The following is a 19696-nucleotide window of genomic DNA, read 5'->3' on the forward strand; positions in this document are numbered from 1 at the left end:
ATATTATTCCGGTTCTGCATAACAAGCGGGCCTACCAAATGTATAGACAATTGAAAACCCAATAAAGTTGTAAAAATCATTTCCATTTCCCGGATTTAAATCTGGGATTACTCCTGCTATATTTTCTGAGGTAAAATCGATATCGTCCTTAAAAGTTAATCGTATTCCTGATTCAACAGCATATGCTAAATGATCAGAAATTCTACCTTTAAAACCTACTCCCAAAGGTATTGATACACTGAAACTATTCTCTAAATTAATAACACTTCCTGTAGCAGAAACAGGTGTTTTGTAACTGAAAGCAGCTAACTGTGCTAAAATATAAGGAGTATAGGTTATTCCTAACTCACGAACGTTGTAATCGAAAAAATTAAATTCTATTCCGGCAGCTAATTCATGAATGTTATTAGTAAACTGTAATCCTCTGCTTTGTCTGAAAGGATTTCCAGAATCTACATCAAAACCTTTTGCTGGTATATAGCTATAGTTTCCTCTTAAAGCTATTCTTGGATTTAGATTGTACTTGTAGACAAGTCCTCCGGCCAATGCGTTAGGTAATATGTAATTGGTTCTTCCAATATCACCAATGAAATTAGAACCACCAATAAATACCCCAACTTCGTGAATTTGGGCAAATGATATACTTGAAATACAAGTTACTATTAATGTTAAAATAATACTCCTCATCTTTAGAAATAGCGTGCAAATATATGGAATTGAATTTGCTTTAAAAAGTTAATAATCTGTCTTTTTTGATTAACTTTATTTTTTGAAATTTATTGTAATTTTTATGATTTAAGAAGAATACTTATTTCTAGTATCTTCTCCCCATAATAGTTTTTTTCGTAATGTTTTTAAATAAGATTGATGCTCTAATTGTATTGTTTTTACAGTAAAAGGAGCCTTTTGAATATGTACTTTAGTCTCTTGAGGTACAGTTGCTATTCTAGAATCTAAAGAAATTAAAAAATCTTTTTCTCTAGCACTTACTTCTAATTGGATACTTGTACTTTCAGGAATAACTATAGGTCTGGCATTTAAATTGTGTGGCGCTATTGGTGTAATAACCAATCCAGGTGAATCAGGTAAAATTACGGGGCCTCCACAACTTAATGAATACCCTGTAGATCCTGTTGGCGTAGAAATGATTAAACCATCCGCCCAATAGTTAGTCAAATACTCATCATCTAAATAAGTCTTTACACCAATCATAGAAGTAGTATTTCTTCTAGCAATAGTTACTTCGTTTAATGCAAAGTTTAGCTCAGAAAAAGTATCTGTCTCAGGTGTAGTTTTTATCTGTAATAATGATCTCTCTTGAAGTGAGTAGTTTCCTTCAACTAAACAAACTACAGCTTCTTTAATTTCTTTCTTTTGAACTGTAGCTAAAAAACCTAATCTGCCAGTATTGATACCCAAAATAGGGATGTTTAGATCTCTAATATAGGTTACAGCTCTTAATATTGTTCCATCTCCTCCAACAGTAAATAATACATCAAAAGAATCAGATAAGTCATTAAAATGAGAAAAAACAGGATATTCTTCGGCTAAAAGGTCATGATCTTTTAGAAGCTGGTAATATTCACTTTCTATATAGATAGCGACATTATATTTCTCTAAAGATTTAATTAATAATTTAATCTCCTTTTCAGCATTAACAGAGTAAGACTGTGCGTATATGGCTGCTTTTTTCAATAGTTTTAGTTTTAAATGGCGAAGGTTAGATAGGTTTACATATCTAAATATTTTTTCAGATAATCTGCTCTGTCTTTCAATTCTTCTAAATAGATATCATCTTCATGTTGAGAAATTACTGTGTAGTCGTATCTTCTAAAAGTTTGTATCACTTCGTTAACTTCATTAGAAGATAATTTAATCACTACTTCTATTGTATCTCTACTTTCTTTAGAAACATATAAACCTAACAATTTAGCTTTATTACTTTCTACAATTTGAGAAACTTGACTCATAGAAAAATCAAGTTTAGGTTTTGAAACTATTAATGTATCATTATCCTGATGCATAAAAGGACTATCAGCAAAAACATCTAAAATATCTCTTAACTCATAATAACCTATGTAGTTTTGATTTTTATCTAGAACTGGAATAATATTACAGTCATTTTCAGCAAATAAAGTAATTAGATCTAATAATGTTGTTTTGGTATTGGTGTGGAATTGATGAAGTAAATACGTATATTCTTTAAGTGATATTTCTTTGTTTTCAATAGTTTGTATATCGTCTTCAGCAAAACAACCAATAAGCTTGTTATTTTCTACAATTGGAATATGAGTGATAGGTAAATCTTTACATAAATCTTGAGCAATATACACTGTGTCATCCAATGTAAGTGCCTTTATTTCTTTGAGGATATAGTCATTAATATTCATCACTACGAATATAGTTTAAAAACTTTTAATACATTATTTTTGTAGCCTTAAAATAGAATAATGACAAAGTTAAGCGTAAATATTAACAAAATTGCAACATTAAGAAACTCAAGAGGGGGAAATGTGCCAAATCTTCTACAGGTCGCTACAGATATTCAGGAGTTTGGAGCCAATGGAATTACAATACATCCAAGACCTGATGAGCGTCATATTCGTTATCAAGATGCTTACGATTTAAAACCAATAGTAACTACAGAATATAATATTGAAGGAAATCCAATTCAAAAGTTTATTGATTTGGTCCTGGAGATAAAACCTACTCAAGTTACTTTAGTACCTGATGCTGTAGATGTGCTTACATCTAATGCTGGTTGGGATACTATTAAGCATGAACACTATTTAAAAGAAGTGATTTCTGAGTTTAAAAATGCAGGAATTAGAACGTCAATTTTTATTGAAACTGATTTGAAGTTGATTGAAGGTGCTGCTAAAACAGGAACTGATAGAATTGAATTGTACACCGAAAATTATGCGTCTGAATTTGAAAAAGGAAATAAAGAAGCAATAAAACCATATACCGAAGCTGCAATTTTAGCACATGATTTAGGTTTAGGTATTAATGCTGGACATGATTTAAATCTTGAGAATATTAAGTTCTTTAAAGAGAATATTCCAAATTTAGCAGAAGTTTCTATTGGGCATGCATTAATTTCTGAAAGTATTTATCTGGGAATTCAAAACGTAGTGAATTTGTATCTACATAAATTACAATAATGAGTGAGATTTTACATAGCAAGATTGTAGGGGAGGGAAAACCTCTTTTAATTCTTCACGGTTTTTTTGGAATGGGAGATAACTGGAAAAGTCATGCGAATAAGTTTGCTGAAGATGGTTTTCAAGTACATTTAATTGATCAAAGAAATCATGGTAGAAGCTTTCATGCGGATGAATTTAACTATTCAATTTTAGTTGAAGATTTATTAGGGTATATTCAATTTCATAATTTAGAAGAAATTGATCTTATTGGTCATTCTATGGGAGGAAAAACAGCAATGTTATTTGCTACTATGTATCCTGAAAAAATGCATAAGTTAATTGTAGCAGATATTGCTCCAAAAGAATATCCACCCCATCATCAAGATATTATTGCAGCTTTAGAGTCTATTGATTTTTCTATTCATCATACAAGAAAACTGATTGATAGTAAATTGCAAGAATTGATTCCAGAAGTTGGAGTTAGACACTTTATTTTGAAAAACACCTATAGAAAGACTAAAGATGAATTAGCATTCCGATTTAATTTAAAGTCATTATCTGAGAATTACAGCGAGGTTGTTAAAGGTTTACCATCAAATACTGTTTTTAATGGAGAAGTATTGTTTTTAAGAGGAGGTAAATCCGGGTATATCTTATCGGAGGATGAACCGCTAGTAAAAATGCATTTTCCAAAGGCTGAAATAGATACGGTTCCAAATGCAGGACATTGGTTGCATGCTGAAAACCCAACTGATTTTTATACCAAAGCTTTTAACTTTTTAGTGAAATAGATCATGAGAAAAATTAAGCATACTGTTTTATTTCTATTATTAGTTGTTTCAGTGCTCAATGCTCAAAATGCTAATGAAATATTGATAAATGCAAATAATATAGATTACTTAATTAAAGATGATTTTTCCTTAAGCCTAAGTAATCTTATACTTAAAAAGGTTCCGTTTAAAGAATCATACATTAAAGAGAATAAAATAAAATCAATAACTTTAGTTGTAGAAAAGAAAAGAGATACGAACTTAACTAAGTATAGTTTTAATGCTCAAGGAGGTTTAATTGAAGTTAAAAAGTTTGCTAAAGTAGATGCAGATGTAGAAACATTTAAATTTAATAGTCATTCTGCTGATAAAGTTATATATAATCAAAGATATATTGGAGAGTACATAGATATGAACTATGATTATGAAGGGAGATATCAAAATGATAAGATTACCTTCTATAAAAATGTTGAGCGTATTCAAGATGTAACTCTTGAAGATCGAATAAAAAGTACTCAAGAAGGAGAATATATTTTTATAAAAGATGATCTTTTTGTAACAAAGTGTTTCTTTTATCTAAAAGATGAGGAGTATATAAAAGATGCTAAGTTGCTAAAAAATATCGCTAAAAAAGTTATTAAAGAAAACGAAGCAAATTATCGAAGAGGAGTTCATTTTCTTTTTCATTATTACAAGGATAATAAATTAGATAAATTGTTAGAGTTTAAAAGTAAAGATGAAGAAGAGAATATTTTACTAAGTAATTTTACTTATGATACTAAAGGATTCCTAATTAAGAAAAGTTTAAATAATTTCTTTGCACCTCAAGAAACTATTTTTCAAAATTTTCAATATGATAAAGACGGTTACTTATTAATATATTCTTCTAATACTTTTGGAAAAGAGAAAAAATCAATTTTTAGTTATCAAGATAAAAAGATTTTAGAAGTGAAAAATTATGAAGTAAAAGATGGAGAACGTTCTTTAAAAAACATAGTAAAGTATTTATATGAATATATGCAATAAATAAAGAAACCTCAGAAATTAATCTAAGGTTCCTTCTTTCAAAAAGTGTTAAAAGGCGGGTGAGTTATAATTAACTCCTTTTATCTTCTCTTCTTTCTCTTATATCTTCTATTACTTCTTTTCTGTCTTCTTTAAGTTCTATTTTTGTAGCCCTAATGTCAGCTTCCATAGTTTTTGAAAATTCTTGAAGTAATTTTGTGTTTGTTATTAGCTTTCGCTTACCAGAAACTTTTTTATTGGATACATTAAAAGCTTTTATTTTTTTTAGAATTTCTTCTTGACGCTCAGTTCGAGCAATTTGAGCTTTCAAATCTCTAATGTCATCATTTTTATCTCTTACATCATCTCGTTTATCTCTTCTATCGTCTCTGACTTCTCTTCGGTTTCGTATAGAGTTGTTGTAATACTTATCTCTTTGAGAATTTCTTAACTCTTTTCTAGAGCTTCTTAATTCTGCTTTACTTTGTCTTAATTCTCGTTCATCTTGCTTTATCTTTCGTTTGCTTTCCGCTATTTCTCTTTTCATATCAGATAGAATATCTTTTTTTATTGTCTTTAAACGTTTTCTATCATGATCAATAAAAGCATCTTCAAAAGCAATTATTTTTTCTTTGAAAGCTTTCAATTGAATTTGATCTTTTACCAATTGATTTTTTCCCGTTTTAATAGCTATCTTGTTATCAATAGCTTCTTTTGTATTTCTTGCCACCTGTGCATTTGCTAAACTAACTGTAAATGCAAAAACTGAAAATAAAGTAATTTGTAATGTCTTCATAATTCTCTGTTTTATTAGTAAGACATTCAAATTTTAAAAAGGTTTAATGAGAAAATAAAAAAATTAAGGAATATGTATTTTGTAGATTCCTAAATCAGTGTCAAAAGTAAAATCGTTTCCTGTAATTTTTACGTCATTGGTTAAGAATGATTCACAACAATCACTTATACTTTTTTCACCAGATATATTAAGTTGAAATAAGTTTTTCGATAAAGAATTTATATCTAATTCTATCTGAATATTAGACACATCAACGTTGCTGATGTTATTAATATCTTCATTAATAGTTAGAATATTTGTGTTAGTATTAAAGTCAAAATTTAAGGCTGCATTATTTTGATTGTTGATAATTTTAATATTATCAACAGTTATTGAACCATTTTCAACTAAATTTTCATCAGTATTAGCATCCAAAAGTTCAAAAGAAAGAATAAGGTTATTTGAAACGCATGATACAGCACTGCAATCTGTTTTACAGGATTGAAATAATAAAACTATTAAGGTATTGATTAAAAGAAATTTTTTCATGTTTAGCATTTATATATTCTACTTAACAGATACCAATACCTTAATAGGGTTGCTTGTGGATTAAGATTTTTTTTGATTTTCTTTTTCTTTTAAAATTTTCTTTTGATAGCGACCTTGTGCTATATCAGAAAAAATTAAAACAAAGAGTACAAAGTAGAATGTAGTTTTACTCATTGACTCAATAGGCTCTCCAAATAATTTTATGTGTGCTAAGTGACCGCCTTCAGTAACTAACATAATACCAACTACAAGTAATATAAATAAACCTAAAACTTCATACATTCTATTTTTTGCAAGAAAAGCAGATATTCTGTCTGCTAAAACTAACATTAATAAACCACTTATTACTATAGCAATGGCCATTACAATAAAAGCCGTTGTAGAGCTTTCTATTTCACTAGTTAACCCTATAGCAGCCAATATTGAATCAAAAGAAAAGACTAAATTCATAATTACAATGCTTGTAATTACTGCATTAGAAGATTTAGTTTTTTTATTAGAACCCTCAACATCATGATCTAAATCATCTATAGATACCATATGCCAAATTTCTTTTATAGCTGTATAAATAATGAATGCACCTCCAGCTAAAACAATTATGCTATGTCCGTTGAAAGCAAACTTTACAACATCTTTTATTTCACCAGTTAACCAAGAAAAAGGAGTTTGGAAAAAATCAATGATAGAAACTAAAATAAATAGTAGTACTATTCTTAAAGCTATAGCAATTAATATACCTACTTTTCTAACCCTTTTTTGATCAGCTACAGGGGCTTTTTTAGATTCTAAAGAAATATATAATAAGTTGTCAAAACCTAATACGGCTTGTAAAAAAACAAGCATTAGTAATGTGAAAATAATTTGAATCATTACAAGAAAAGTTTGTTAATAGTTTTTAGCTGCTAATTTATACGAAATTAGTTAAGTGTCAAATTTAATTTTTGGTATTGCATATAAAAAAACGAGACGAATAAACACTACGTTTATTGCCTCGTTGCCCCCGTCCTTATATAATCGAGTAGAAAACTTAAGGGATACCTTTATTAATTTGATCAATTACTTTATCAATACTTGAGTCAATCAGTTTCTTTTCTTCCATGTAATTACCGAAAACACTAATAATTGCTTTCTCAATAATTAAATTATTTCGTTTACCAGAGTAGACCTTTTGTATGGTCTCAATAGAAAAAATTTCACCCTTTTCTACTAGATATTCTCTAACTCTTTCTCTGTATTTAGGTGGTTTAATCTTTTCTAATTCTTTTCGTTGCATTGCTGTAATCATAAAAACTACAATTCTTTTTAAGTAAAAGCAGTACTTTTTCATTTATATTTGTACGAGTTTTGTACGTACTGCATTACAAATGTACAAACAAAATTCTAAAAATAGAAACAAAATTAAAATAATTTTAGAAAAAAGTTGTTTTTATGACTAACTACATTGATGAAACATATAAAAGAGTAGAACAGATAATTGTGTTTAAAAACATGAATATCAAGTCTTTTGAAGATAGGATCAATGTGTCAAATAATTCAATAGGTACAGCAATTAGAAGAAAAGCTTCATTTAAAAGCAATGTGTTAAACAAAATTCTAAATTCTTTTCCAGACATTAATCCAACTTGGTTGTTAACTGGCAAAGGAAAAATGTTAGTTGCGGATATTGTAGAAGAACCTAATTCACTTTATGCAAACGAAAATATTGAATTTAAAGTAAAAGAGGAACTTCTAAAGTTGTTGTTGAGTGATAAAGAAGTTAATACCTTATTAAAGGATAAGGTAAATAAGCTACTTAAAAAAGAGTAGACCTTTAACTTAGATTTTTTTGTAGCTCATGGTGCATCATTAAGATTAAACCAATACTTTTTTGTTCTAACCTTTGTAAATGAGAAGTTGCTGCGTCTAAGTTATTCATAATAAGGTTGAAAGATCCATTCTGGAAAATATTCCCTTCACCTCGTTCAAATTTTCCGCCATCGATGATAGCTTCTTTAAATTCGGTAGCATCATCAATGTTAGACATAGGAATAAATGTTTTCTCATCTATTTTATTGATCTCATCATTTAGCTTCACTACCATGTCTTTAATAACAGTACTGAAAGTTATTACTTGATGTTCTTCAACATCAGATTTTTCTTGTAGTTTATTGAATTCGTTAATAATGTGGTTTCTGGTGTTTATTACAGCTTGGTAAATCTCAATAATAACTTTATGCTGCCTATAAACATTCATTAAAGATTGTTCAGTGCCTATACTTTTTGCTAATGCATAATGAGTGGCGCAAAACTTAATATCCCAATTCTTGAAACTTTCATTTAAAAGTTTGTCTCTTTCGGCCAAGAGCACTTTATAACCTTCTTCAATTTGTTTTTTATGATATGTTTTTCCTTGGAATTCCAAAGTTCCTTCTTTAGTTGTTCCATTAGCAATATCCACGGCTTTAAGTATCAATGTCTCTATATCATTAACGGGAAGCATAAGTGTTGTTAACTCATCTTTTAGTACTTGAATACTAGACTTATTAATTTCAGTATAGTTTGAAGCACTTTTTTGTATCTCTTTTTCACTTTCAACATGTAAAAACCGATTCAAAAATGTATTTTGATATTCTTCCAATAACTCTTTCCCTTGAGTTTCTTGAGCAATAAAATTCTCAAATACCTCTACATTTGAATATTCCTCAGGTTTCTTCTGAATATACTTCTCATAAATAAGTTCACTCATTTCTTGTTGAAGTTTGGTCTGGTTATCAAAAAGAATCCATGGAGACCTTTCGTCTTCTATAGCATCAATAAAAGGAGCTTTCGCATTTTGCTCGCGTAGATTGTTTGGTGGATGACTAGCATACATATCAACCTTTGAATTTTCAGAAGAAGAAAAAAACTGTTTATTACCATTAGTGTCAATCGGTAAGCTGTTTAGTGTTTCATACTGTTTTTCCTTAATGTTGCTTAAAGCTATAAGATTGTGCTCGTATAAATTTTTAGAAAATACTTTTTTCTTAGAAGCTAAGTACGCATGTCCAATAGTATCATTCCATTTTTCAAAGCCAGTGTCTAATTTCCATAATGCAGATACAATAGCTTGGCTACCAGATGTGCTTACTGCCACTTTATCAGCATTAAATTCCATTTCTCTAGATAGAGAAGAATACATGATATTTAAAAATTGATAAAATAATGACAATATGCTACGTATTAGCCAAATAATTGGAGTAATTACCCAAGCTGCTGCAGATAAACGAATATCAGAAGCTCTCCATTGATCTAGAAGGTCATCCCATTTATCTCTAGAAAAAATCATATCATGAATAATAGTGTTAGCAGAGTTGATATAACTTCCAATTTTCATGGCTTTTTGAGCAAAATGTCCAAATTCATGACTAATAACTGCTTTAAATTCAGTTAAGTTAAGTGTGTTTACTAATCCTAATCCGATAGTAAGCTCTTTTTTCATAGGTAAAAAGAGGCTTAACCAAATATTAGTATAAGACACATAAGCATTAACATCAGGATCTACATAAATGTTCTTAGGCTTTGGAGCTCCAGTATCTTCACAAATTTTAAATACAAAATCCCAAATATTTTTATACTCCTCTTTATTAAGTTTGATTCTATTTTCAGGCTTTGGATTTTTTAGTTTAAATAAAAACTTTAAGGTAAATACAAAAAGCATTGCACTACCAGCTATAGCTCCAATTTTAATTAAAATAGTTATTTTATTGATATTTTCTATTTCATAAATCACAGCTTTGTAGGTTAAAAGTCCTAAACCGAATACTAACCCTGCATACAAAACAAAAAATAAAATAATAGCTAAAATAGCTAGGAACGCTCTTGTTTTGTATGAAGAATGTAGTTTGGTAAATTCTTTAGAAATGTTTTCAGGATTTTTAGGATAAAAATCTAAGGTCTTAGTATTCATAGTTTTCAATTTTTTGGAAAAATACAAAAAAATATAAAGCTGCCAAAGTTTCCTGTTTTATGCTTTGGTATAGTTATCGCTATTAATAAATTCAAAAAATAAGAATGAAACTCGTATTAAAATTATTATTAACAGCTTTTGCTGTAATTGTACTTTCAAACGTATTAGATGGAATTATTGTAAATGATTATTTAACAGCTATAATTGTAGCATTTGTAATAGCCGGACTCAATATGTTTGTTCGTCCAATATTGGTTATTTTAACATTGCCAGTAACCATACTTACATTAGGAGGATTTCTATTTGTAATTAATGCAATTGTTATTCTACTAGCAGGAAAATTAGTGACAGGATTTTATGTAAGTGGTTTTTTCTCAGCCTTGATATTTAGTCTTTTATTATCATTATTTAGGTCTATTTTATTTAAGTTGTTAAAAGACGAAGAAAAATAGAAGACAAGTAAAAGACTGTTTTTATTAAGTGTATTTGTAGCTTAATTCTCTACTCTAATAGGAAAGAGGTCTAAAGTATAAATAGAAAGATAGTAAGTATCTTAATTTCAATTGTATAAAACGCTTGGTAGTAAAATATAAAAATAGTAATTTTGCAGCCAATTTTTTTAAGAAGAATAGTAGTCAAATGAATATAACAAAAGAAAACGTAGACGCGTTAAACGCCATTGTAAAAGTTGATATTGTTGCCGAAGATTATAAAGATAAAGTAACTGATATCTTAAATGATTATCGTAAAAAAGCTAACATTCCTGGTTTTAGAAAAGGTAATGTACCAATGGGAATGGTTAGAAAACAGTATGGTAAAGCTGTTTTGATAGATGAAGTTAATAAACTTTTACAAGAGAGTTTAAACAAATTTCTAGTTGAAGAAAAGTTAGATATTCTTGGTAATCCATTACCTGTAGTAAAAGATGATTTTTCTTGGGATACTGAGCAGTTTTCTTTTGAGTTTGAATTAGGATTAGCACCTGAATTTGATGTAGATTTAGATGGTAAAAACAAAATTAAAGAGTATAAGATTGTTGCTACTGAAGACTTACTAGAAAAAGAAGTTGAAAATATTCAATCTCGTTATGGTAAGTTGATTTCTTTAGAAGAAGCTGAAGAGCATTCTAATGTTACTGGAACTTTTGTAAACGAAGAAAAAGAAATCAACAAAAAATCTACATTCTTAGTTAACGATTTAAAAGGAAAGAAAAACGAAAAGAAATTAATCGGAGCTAAAGTTGGAGACGTTATTGAGTTAGATACTAAGAAACTTTTCGAAGAAGATACTAAATTATCTCAAGTATTAGGAGTTACTAACGAAGTCGCAGAAGAGTTAGATGTGAAAGTAACTTTTACAGTAGAAGAAATTAATAAAACTGAATTAGCTGATTTAGATCAAGAGTTGTTTGATAAATTATTCCCTGATGGAAGTGTAAAAACAGCTACTGAATTAAAAGAGAAGATTAAAGAAGATGCTGAAAAGCAATTTCAACAACAAGCAGATCAGCAATTATTAAATGCAATTACTGAGCATTTAATTGAAAACACAAAATTTGATTTACCTGAAGCTTTCTTACAAAAATGGTTACAAACTGCTGGAGAGAAAGAATTATCTCTAGAAGAAGCTAAAGAAGAATTTGACAAATCAGAAAAAGGATTACGTTATCAATTAATCGAAGGAAAGATTATGAAAGATAATGGAATTAATCTTGAATATGATGAGTTATTAGACTATGCTAAAGGTTTCATCAAAGCTCAAATGGCTCAATTTGGAAATATGAATCCAGAAGAAGAAGAGCTAAATAATATTGCAGGTAGAGTTTTATCTAATAAAGATGAAGCACAACGCTTACAAACGCAATTATTATCTCAAAAATTATTAGCTTTCTTTAAAGAAAAAATGAAGTTTAAAAGTAAAGAATTAAGTTACGAAGACTTTATTAAAGAGGTGTACAAATAATATATTTAATTATATAAATACCAAAGGCGAAGTGTTTCACTTCGCCTTTTTTATTTCGGAACTCTTATAAGAAACCAAAATAAAGGCCCATTAATGCAATGGAATCAAAAACACCGTGTACGATTATATTAAACCATAAATCGTATTTGTTTTTGTAAAAAATAAACCCAAGTATAGCCCCTAAAATTGCAGTTACTATTTGTCCTGTTATTCCTTGATATGCGTGAAAAAAACCAAAAAGAATTCCGAATAGAATAATGTTAATACCTATACTTAATTTCCCGTCACCGAAAAATTTAACAAACTGTTTCATAAAATAGCCTCTCCATACCATTTCTTCTCCAAATGCTGCAGAAACCCATATGAAAATCAAAGAAATTATAAGTAGAGTAGGATTGTTTTTAATGGTATTAAAACCAGAATAATCTATAGGCTGTTGTGTGATTTTTGTAATTACAGGAAGTAGTATATAAAAGTATAATATAAAAAGACCAATAGCGATCAGAGGAGCTTTTATCAGTAGATTTTTAATAGTAAAGTTCTTGCGGTGGAACCCTAATTTCTTTAAAAATTTAGATTTGAATTCAATGAAGCTACTTAGACAAATAATTATAGTTGCTATAATCATTTCGAAATAATTAAGCCCTAAAGGCAGTTTCCAAAAAACCAAAACAAGTATAATAGTTAATACCGGTAAAATTTTAGAAGTAAATAAAGAAGTATTCATGTGTGTTTGCTGTTAAATTCGAGGACGAAATAACAACAAGTAAAATCATGAAACTACTAATTTTGCTGGGTTTTTACTGAATGGTAGCAAAATAACGACTGAAAAACACTAGTTAGAAAGCTTATTTTCAAACCAAGCTAAAAACTCTTTCTTTTTGTAACGACTTATAATTAATTCAGATTGATTTTTTTCTGTTGGATCTGGGTTTAGAGATACAATTAATTTACCGTTTTGAGCAGAAATAATTTCTTGTATAGCATTTACATGAATTATAAACTGTCTGTTCGCTCTAAAAAATAATTGACTATTTAACTGCTCTTCTAGTTTTTGAAGTGTAAATTCTGTGCTCACTAACTCACTGTTGTTTTTTATTAAATACACAACCTTTTCTTGGCTATATAAATAAGCAATTTCTGAATATGGGATAACAGATGTTTTTCCGTTTTTTTTAATTTTCAAGTGATCTCCTAAAACACCGAATTTATGGAGTTTATAAATTTTTTCACCATAGAGTAATGCAATAGCAATGCAACTTAGAAGTAAGGTAGTTAATAATCCAATAAAGAAATAATAAAAAAGAAATGGAGTTCCAGCTAACCAAATAGCTAGAAGGTAAAAAGGAATATATAGTAAGGTGATTAAACCTAAAGTAGAAAAAACGTAATAAGATATTGTAGTCCAATTTACGGTAGCAAATATGTTTTTTCTTTCGAAATATTTAAAATTTAGGTCTGCTATAATTCCTATTACTGTACCTATTGCTATGGAAATTACTGTAGAAATTAATGGGAAGTTATAGTCTTCATTAGTGTTGTAATTTGTTAAGTGGCTTGTAAAAAGAGATAATGCAGTAAGAATAAACATATTCTTTATTATATTATTTTTATCTCTATAAAAACGTAATAATCGATCTTTAAAAAACATATACTCTTAATTCCTTTTTAAAAAGGATATATCCATCCAATATTTACTGTAATCATCAGTATCTACTTTAACTACTATTTGATTTTTTACTTTATCAGTTGGATTTTCCCATAAATTTTCACTTACAAATGTATGTGTTTCTTTGGTTTTATGATCGTGCCATTCTGCTTCAATGATATATGGTGATTCTCCGCTTACTACTAATGAATGATCTACATGTATTTTACTGATATTAGGATTTATAATTCTTGTGAAGTTTTTCGCGTTTCTTTTGTTGTAGATATCTATTATTACATTCCATAATAGCATAAAGCCAACAATAGTTGGTAAAATACCAATAGCGGCAAGTAGTATTGGCGGTCCCCACATATCAAAAAAATAGCTCGATATTCTTCCTTCATTACTCTTGCCAATTATGTAACGTACATTTACTTCATCGCCAATTTCATCAGTTACAAACGAAGAGGAACTTGAAGATCTTATATAGACAGTTTTGTTTGTATTATCTTTAAAATAAACATCTGTGTAATATGTATTACTATCTGAACTAGAACTACCATACTCTGTTGTAAAACCAAAAACATATCCTTTTGTTAGTGTAGACTTTTTAATAAAAGTACTAGTATCAATAATTTGTTTTGCAGAGAAATATAATAAAACAGCCCCAACGCAAAAAGGTATGCATTTAGCTAAATTAACAATAGTGTTTTTGGTCATAGCTATTTTAAGTACGAGTCTTAATAATGAATTTTAACTGTAAATAACATCAAATTTATAGACAGGATTTTCATCTTCAAACTCAAATATTTTAGAATAATCCATAACGTTTTGTATGCCCTCTAACTGACATAAGTAAGCAACAACTGAACATAAGCCATTAAATAAATTATCCTTATTTGTAGGATTATGAGGCTTTTGATTATAATGACATAAAGGCACTGTAAAACCACAAGCTTCTAAAAAAACTTTCTCAATATGTAATAGTTCTAAAGGAGAATATCCATTAAATCGTCTTCCTAATCGTTGATGTACTCTACCTACATAACTTAGTTCTAAAGAACCGTGTTCATCAGATAAATGTTTCCAGCTATCATGATTATCTAAAATATTTCCAACTGCACAAGCAGAGCAGCATTCAGGGTTCAATTCATTATTATGAAAAGCATTATATAATTTGATTAAAGCTTTCTCTAAACGTTTAGGTGTATTCATACTTACATTACTTTTAATCCGATTAAATATACAAAATAATGGTTGTACCTTTGCGGAAATTATGTTAAATGGTCACATTTGAAGATTTAGATTTATCTAACCCACTTAGAAACTCAATTGCAGATTTAGGTTTTGAAAAACCAACCCCAATTCAAGTTCAAGCTTTCCCAAAAGTAAGATCAGGAAAAGATGTTGTTGGTATAGCACAAACAGGTACAGGTAAAACTTTTGCTTATGTTTTACCAATATTGAGAGATTTAAAGTTTTCTAAACAGTTAACACCAAGAGTTTTGATTTTAGTGCCTACTCGTGAGCTCGTATTACAAGTGGTTGACGAAATAGAGAAATTAGCTAAATATATTACTTTAAGAGTGCTAGGTGTATATGGAGGAGTGAATTTAAATAGACATAAACAAGCAGTTGCAGAAGGAGCGGATATTATTGTAGCTACACCTGGTAGACTATATGATTTGGCTTTAAGTAGAGTGTTAAAGTTAAAATCGATACAAAAGTTAGTTATAGATGAAGTGGACGTAATGCTAGACTTAGGTTTTAGATTTCAACTATTGAATATTTTTGATTTATTACCTCCAAAGAGACAGAATATTATGTTTTCTGCTACCATGACAGAAGAAGTAGATGGGTTGATTGAAGATTTCTTTGTAGCACCCCAAAAAATAGCAATTGCAGTTAGTGGTACACCATTAGATAATATTGAACAGTCTACCTATAATACACCTAATTTTTATACTAAAATTAATTTAATAAATTTCTTGTTGTTTGATAAACAGGAATATAATAAAGTTCTAATCTTTGCTCCTAATAAAAGAAATGCAGATCGAATTTTTAATTTATTAGAAGAAGAATTTCCTGGACAAAATTGTGTAATTCATTCCAATAAAACTCAAAATTATCGTATTAAATCGATAGAGAATTTTAATGAAGGAAAACATAGAATCCTAATTGCAACTGATGTTATAGCAAGAGGATTAGATCTACAAGAAATATCTCATGTTATTAGTTTTAACCCAACACAATATGCAGAAAATTATATGCATAGAATTGGTAGAACGGGTAGGGCAGAGCATAAGGGGAAATCCATATTACTAGTAACCGAAAAAGAAAAGGAAGCAAAACAGAGTATTGAGACATTGATGGATTATGAAATTCCATTACTTGAAATTCCAGAACCTGTTGAAATATCAAAGCAACTTACCGAAGAGGAAAGACCTAAAGAAGATGCATCGCAATCTAGAAATAGAACTTCTCAAGAATATGTACCTGGACCAGCATTTCATGAAAAGAAGGAAAAAAATAAAAAGGTAAATCTTGGTGGTAGCTATAGAAGAGAAATTGCAAAAAAGTATAAAAAACCGAAAACAAAAGGGGATAAAAACTTCAATAAAAGAAATAAAAAGAAGTAATGAGAGCATTATCTGAGCAAGAATTACATAATCTGGCAATGAATATGGTAGGTAAGAAATTACAAGAAATGGGATATGAATTTGTAGCCATAAATAGTCAGCTTAAAAGGCATCCTCAGTTTGTGTTATTTAAAAAAGGAGAACCTACAATTTTCGTGTTGGTAAAAGCAACAAAAAACTTACAAAATCCTAATGATTATGATGTGCTATGGATGGAGACTTTTGTAGCGCATGCCAAGAAACAAAATGCCAAAGTTTGGTATGCAGGTGTTGGAATAGCTAATGCCGAAAGTGTAGATTTACCAGTTTTTAAAGATCAACCTTATTATTTTGCATTTGAAGATTTTGTAAAATTTTAAAGTGCAAATCAAGATTGGTTTAAAATAAAGGCTAATATGTTTCGTTTTAAGTAGTTAAAAGCTTGTTTTTGTTGTGTATTTGACAAAAAACACCTTTTAATGAACCAAAATGGTTGCCCGATTTATGGTAAAAACACCATGTTTTTAACTATTAACCTGTAATCTATAAAGATTTTTAATCCATTTATGCTAATTTTTTAACATTTAACACAGAATTAGGTAAAACCCTTTGAAAAACATGTGTTTAAGTCTTATCTTTGTATTGGGATTATTTTAAATTATTAACTATCATGGGGAAATTATTACTTAAGAAGGTTAATGGTTTTTTAAAAAATTTAGTTGGACTACTAGCTGACTTCGGAAGTGGAGCTAGTTACGCTTTAAGAAATTAATAAGAAAAATCGTTAACGAGGGCACTTACTATTTAGGAAAAATAGTAAGTGTTTTTTTTACCCAAAATACTAAATGCAAGAACTACTTTCAGAAATTAAAAATTGTACATTGTGTGAAGCTTATATAGAGCCAAGGCCAGTGGTACATGTGAATGAATTATCTAAAATAATGATTATTGGTCAAGCCCCAGGAACTAGGGTTCATAAAACAGGTATACCATGGAACGATCCAAGTGGAGTTCAATTGCGTAAGTGGTTAAATGTAAGTGATGATCAGTTTTATAATCCAGATTTATTTGGCATAATGCCAATGGGATTTTGTTATCCGGGTAAGGGAAAATCTGGAGATTTACCACCTCGTAAAGAATGTGCACCAAAGTGGCACAAACAAGTCTTGGATCATATGCCTAAATTAGAATTAACAATATTAATAGGAATGTATGCTCAGCAATATTATTTAGGTAAAGATGCTAAAAGAACATTAACAGAGACGGTGAATCATTACGAAGATTATTTTCCTAATTATTTTGTACTACCACATCCCTCACCAAGAAATAGATTTTGGTTAAAAAAGAATGAATGGTTTGAAAAATTTGTAGTTCCAGAATTGCAGTCAAGAGTAAGAGAAATTATACAAGAATAATAGAGGAATTTTTGTATTAGAGATGAACTGTAAGAATTTCAAGTAATAAAAGTTTATCCATTACAAATGAGATTAACTTATTTTTTAATTCATTCTTATTCATTTCTTTTAAGAAATCTTCGTCTTCACATAATTCGTCATATAATTCTTTTATGGTAGTTGGTTCTTCAAAGTACAATAGTATAGCTAACCAATCTTTTAGTTCTTCTTTTTGAAGTACTCCATTTTGAGGTAAAGAATATTGTAGGTAATAAGAATCATTTTCTTGTAAAACTTCTACACTAGAGTTGAGTTGAAACTGAGTATTAAAAATACCGTCTAAACTTGTTTGATTTAACCAATCATAAATTGTAAATAAGTATTCAAATCGTTGGTTAGAAAAATCACTTTCAAAATTGTCGTTAGGAAAATGAGTTTTTAAATTTTGATTTAATTGCAGGTAAAAATCTGGATAATGATATTTGAATCTAGCTTCGAGTTGTTCACAGGCAAATATCGATTTTTTAGCATAACCAATGCAATGCACATATTTAGATTTAAAAGGTACAGTGTGAAAATTAATTACCTGAGAAAAGTCAGAGTCTACATGATCTAAGTAATATTGAACAGGAATTTGCTTTTTTTGAGCTATAGCATAACCCAATTGTTGTTCAAAAATAGTATTAAAAATTCCAACATCTATTTGATGTAAAAGATGAGAATTTACATCAATAAATTTAAATACTCTTTCTTTTAAAAGCTGGAAGAAGTCTAAATCATGTCCACCAATAATTCCAGCATTAAAAGCGTGAATCTCTTTGTTTATATACAACGCATTAATAATTTCAGTAGGTACCCAATCAAAATGCTTTAAAATATCATCAAGAGCAGATTGATAAGCAGGAAAATTAATTTCTAAGTTTTGACTAAATAATCGACTAGAAGTTAAACCTTCAGGAAGTTTTTCCCATATGTATACATCAGAATCTGCATGAATAAATGGAGTATTTTGTGCTGCATAGGTCATTATTTTTCCTAAAGCCCATAATTTAGAATCGTAAGAGTCTATAGCGTCTAAAGTAATATGAGTTTTTGTGTAGGGAATGTGTAATGCATCTATAAAAAGTTCTTTTCCTTTTTGGTCAGTATACAATTCAACATCAGCATAAAACTCTTTAAAGCTAAGGCAACTTAATGCTTGGCTATAAAAGGAGTATTTTTGATGTAACCACCCTCCTTTAAATCTAGAATTTGGGTCTTCAGATTGTTGTAGACTAGGTTTAGACCAATAGCTTTGAATTATTTTCATGTAGTAGTTTGTAGATAAATGGAGTTAAAGAATGAGATTCTCCTATATTGAAGAATCTCATGTATTTCATATTATTGGCTTAATTTATTGCCAGCAAAATAAAGATGGATTAGGTCTGTAAACATACAACCTTCTCCCAGAACTAGTTGTAGGACATCCAGGTTTACTTGCCCATCCAGCAGTATTTTGTTGTCCACCACATATAATAAATGAACAATTTCCAGTAAAAGAACCATTATAGCCTCCTACAATAGTTTGAGTTTCTTTTTTACTCAATACTGTAGCTTTAATTTGCTTTAGAATCTCTTTTTTCATGATTTGATTGATTAAGTTGTACCTACTCATAAGCTTTTCGGTTTCCGCTATATTTGAAAATCATAGTTTTTAGACCTTAATTTTATCGGTCTGGATTGCGCAATCTATTTTTGATTGATTCATTGTTCAGAGAAAGAATCAATTCATAACTAATGAATATTGTAAAAAGAGTAAAAAAGAATATTGGCTAACAATTCATATTTCTCAAAAAATCCCTCAAAACTTTCATAACTCTTTCGTGTTTTATGTGATTAATTGTTAAAATCACAAATAAATCAGT

General features: G+C 29.1%; 23 protein-coding genes. 9 read left to right on the forward strand and 14 right to left on the reverse strand.

All coding sequences use genetic code 11. The annotated features are described in order from the left end of the window. Positions 1-3 precede the first annotated feature (3 nt). The 3 genes from porG to BVC87_RS07815 form a co-directional block, all read right to left on the reverse strand. A complete protein-coding gene (gene porG / locus BVC87_RS07805) occupies positions 4-687 on the reverse strand; it encodes a type IX secretion system protein PorG (RefSeq protein ID WP_075341810.1) in 684 nt (227 codons plus the stop codon). Between the two features lie 108 nt (positions 688-795). Beyond that, positions 796-1695: an NAD kinase gene (locus tag BVC87_RS07810; RefSeq protein ID WP_075341811.1), complete on the reverse strand. Its 900-nt coding sequence runs from the start codon at positions 1693-1695 to the stop codon at positions 796-798. A gap of 35 nt (positions 1696-1730) precedes the next feature. Beyond that, on the reverse strand, positions 1731-2390 hold the full coding sequence (locus BVC87_RS07815) for a CBS domain-containing protein (protein ID WP_075341812.1): 660 nt from the start codon (positions 2388-2390) through the stop codon (positions 1731-1733). A 60-nt stretch (positions 2391-2450) separates the two neighbouring features. Here BVC87_RS07815 and BVC87_RS07820 point away from each other — a divergent pair, with 60 nt between their 5' ends. From BVC87_RS07820 to BVC87_RS07830, 3 genes are read left to right on the forward strand one after another with little or no spacing between them, the layout of a single operon-like run. Next, entirely contained in the window at positions 2451-3164 is a 714-nt protein-coding gene (locus BVC87_RS07820) for a pyridoxine 5'-phosphate synthase (protein ID WP_075341813.1), read from the forward strand. After that, the gene (locus tag BVC87_RS07825) at positions 3164-3937 is read left to right on the forward strand and encodes an alpha/beta fold hydrolase (protein ID WP_075341814.1); all 774 of its coding nucleotides are present in this window, start codon (positions 3164-3166) and stop codon (positions 3935-3937) included. Before BVC87_RS07820 ends, BVC87_RS07825 begins: the two co-directional genes overlap by 1 nt. A gap of 3 nt (positions 3938-3940) precedes the next feature. Next, on the forward strand, positions 3941-4942 hold the full coding sequence (locus tag BVC87_RS07830; RefSeq protein WP_075341815.1) for a hypothetical protein: 1002 nt from the start codon (positions 3941-3943) through the stop codon (positions 4940-4942). Between the two features lie 70 nt (positions 4943-5012). Here the strand turns inward: BVC87_RS07830 and BVC87_RS07835 are convergent, their stop codons facing one another. The 4 genes from BVC87_RS07835 to BVC87_RS07850 form a co-directional block, all read right to left on the reverse strand. Next, a complete protein-coding gene (locus tag BVC87_RS07835) occupies positions 5013-5717 on the reverse strand; it encodes a hypothetical protein (RefSeq protein ID WP_075341816.1) in 705 nt (234 codons plus the stop codon). Positions 5718-5780: 63 nt separating this feature from the next. Next, positions 5781-6245, reverse strand: coding sequence for a hypothetical protein (locus BVC87_RS07840; RefSeq protein ID WP_143569741.1), 465 nt, complete (start codon positions 6243-6245; stop codon positions 5781-5783). A 60-nt stretch (positions 6246-6305) separates the two neighbouring features. Further along, the gene (locus BVC87_RS07845) at positions 6306-7115 is read right to left on the reverse strand and encodes a TerC family protein (RefSeq protein ID WP_075341818.1); all 810 of its coding nucleotides are present in this window, start codon (positions 7113-7115) and stop codon (positions 6306-6308) included. A 157-nt stretch (positions 7116-7272) separates the two neighbouring features. Continuing rightward, the gene (locus tag BVC87_RS07850; protein ID WP_075341819.1) at positions 7273-7572 is read right to left on the reverse strand and encodes a hypothetical protein; all 300 of its coding nucleotides are present in this window, start codon (positions 7570-7572) and stop codon (positions 7273-7275) included. 101 nt (positions 7573-7673) lie between these two features. On the opposite strand from BVC87_RS07850, the gene BVC87_RS07855 reads away from it, so the two are divergent. Then, entirely contained in the window at positions 7674-8051 is a 378-nt protein-coding gene (locus tag BVC87_RS07855; RefSeq protein WP_075341820.1) for a hypothetical protein, read from the forward strand. A 4-nt stretch (positions 8052-8055) separates the two neighbouring features. Here BVC87_RS07855 and BVC87_RS07860 read toward each other — a convergent pair whose 3' ends face one another. Then, positions 8056-10170 (reverse strand): M48 family metallopeptidase, encoded by a 2115-nt coding sequence (locus tag BVC87_RS07860; RefSeq protein ID WP_075341821.1) that lies wholly within the window; start codon positions 10168-10170, stop codon positions 8056-8058. Positions 10171-10274: 104 nt separating this feature from the next. Here BVC87_RS07860 and BVC87_RS07865 point away from each other — a divergent pair, with 104 nt between their 5' ends. Beyond that, positions 10275-10622 carry a phage holin family protein gene (locus tag BVC87_RS07865; RefSeq protein WP_075341822.1) on the forward strand — a complete coding sequence of 116 codons (348 nt, stop codon included), beginning with the start codon at positions 10275-10277 and terminating at the stop codon, positions 10620-10622. 187 nt (positions 10623-10809) lie between these two features. Beyond that, a complete protein-coding gene (tig, locus tag BVC87_RS07870) occupies positions 10810-12132 on the forward strand; it encodes a trigger factor (protein ID WP_075341823.1) in 1323 nt (440 codons plus the stop codon). A gap of 64 nt (positions 12133-12196) precedes the next feature. On the opposite strand, the gene BVC87_RS07875 is transcribed toward tig, so the two are convergent. The 4 genes from BVC87_RS07875 to BVC87_RS07890 form a co-directional block, all read right to left on the reverse strand. Further along, positions 12197-12859, reverse strand: a complete 663-nt coding sequence (locus tag BVC87_RS07875; protein WP_075341824.1) for a CPBP family intramembrane glutamic endopeptidase — start codon at positions 12857-12859, stop codon at positions 12197-12199. Between the two features lie 108 nt (positions 12860-12967). Next, a complete protein-coding gene (locus BVC87_RS07880) occupies positions 12968-13783 on the reverse strand; it encodes a LytR/AlgR family response regulator transcription factor (RefSeq protein WP_075341825.1) in 816 nt (271 codons plus the stop codon). A gap of 6 nt (positions 13784-13789) precedes the next feature. Then, on the reverse strand, positions 13790-14500 hold the full coding sequence (locus tag BVC87_RS07885; protein ID WP_075341826.1) for a DUF3592 domain-containing protein: 711 nt from the start codon (positions 14498-14500) through the stop codon (positions 13790-13792). 33 nt (positions 14501-14533) lie between these two features. Then, on the reverse strand, positions 14534-14995 hold the full coding sequence (locus BVC87_RS07890; protein ID WP_075341827.1) for a Na(+)-translocating NADH-quinone reductase subunit F: 462 nt from the start codon (positions 14993-14995) through the stop codon (positions 14534-14536). Between the two features lie 68 nt (positions 14996-15063). On the opposite strand from BVC87_RS07890, the gene BVC87_RS07895 reads away from it, so the two are divergent. The 3 genes from BVC87_RS07895 to BVC87_RS07905 all read left to right on the forward strand — a co-directional run bounded on the left by BVC87_RS07895 (position 15064) and on the right by BVC87_RS07905 (position 17813). Further along, positions 15064-16419, forward strand: a complete 1356-nt coding sequence (locus tag BVC87_RS07895) for a DEAD/DEAH box helicase (protein ID WP_075341828.1) — start codon at positions 15064-15066, stop codon at positions 16417-16419. After that, positions 16419-16778, forward strand: coding sequence for a Na(+)-translocating NADH-quinone reductase subunit F (locus tag BVC87_RS07900; protein WP_075341829.1), 360 nt, complete (start codon positions 16419-16421; stop codon positions 16776-16778). The genes BVC87_RS07895 and BVC87_RS07900 overlap by 1 nt, the downstream gene beginning before the upstream one ends. 465 nt (positions 16779-17243) lie before the next feature. Further along, on the forward strand, positions 17244-17813 hold the full coding sequence (locus tag BVC87_RS07905; RefSeq protein WP_075341830.1) for a uracil-DNA glycosylase family protein: 570 nt from the start codon (positions 17244-17246) through the stop codon (positions 17811-17813). Between the two features lie 16 nt (positions 17814-17829). On the opposite strand, the gene BVC87_RS07910 is transcribed toward BVC87_RS07905, so the two are convergent. Both BVC87_RS07910 and BVC87_RS07915 read right to left on the reverse strand, forming a co-directional pair. Next, complete coding sequence (locus tag BVC87_RS07910) at positions 17830-19101, reverse strand: DUF6734 family protein (protein WP_075341831.1); 1272 nt, start codon at positions 19099-19101, stop codon at positions 17830-17832. An 84-nt stretch (positions 19102-19185) separates the two neighbouring features. Then, entirely contained in the window at positions 19186-19416 is a 231-nt protein-coding gene (locus tag BVC87_RS07915) for a hypothetical protein (protein ID WP_159439335.1), read from the reverse strand. Positions 19417-19696: the final 280 nt, after the last annotated feature.

The organism is Tenacibaculum agarivorans (genome assembly GCF_001936575.1).
Classification (GTDB): domain Bacteria; phylum Bacteroidota; class Bacteroidia; order Flavobacteriales; family Flavobacteriaceae; genus Polaribacter; species Polaribacter agarivorans.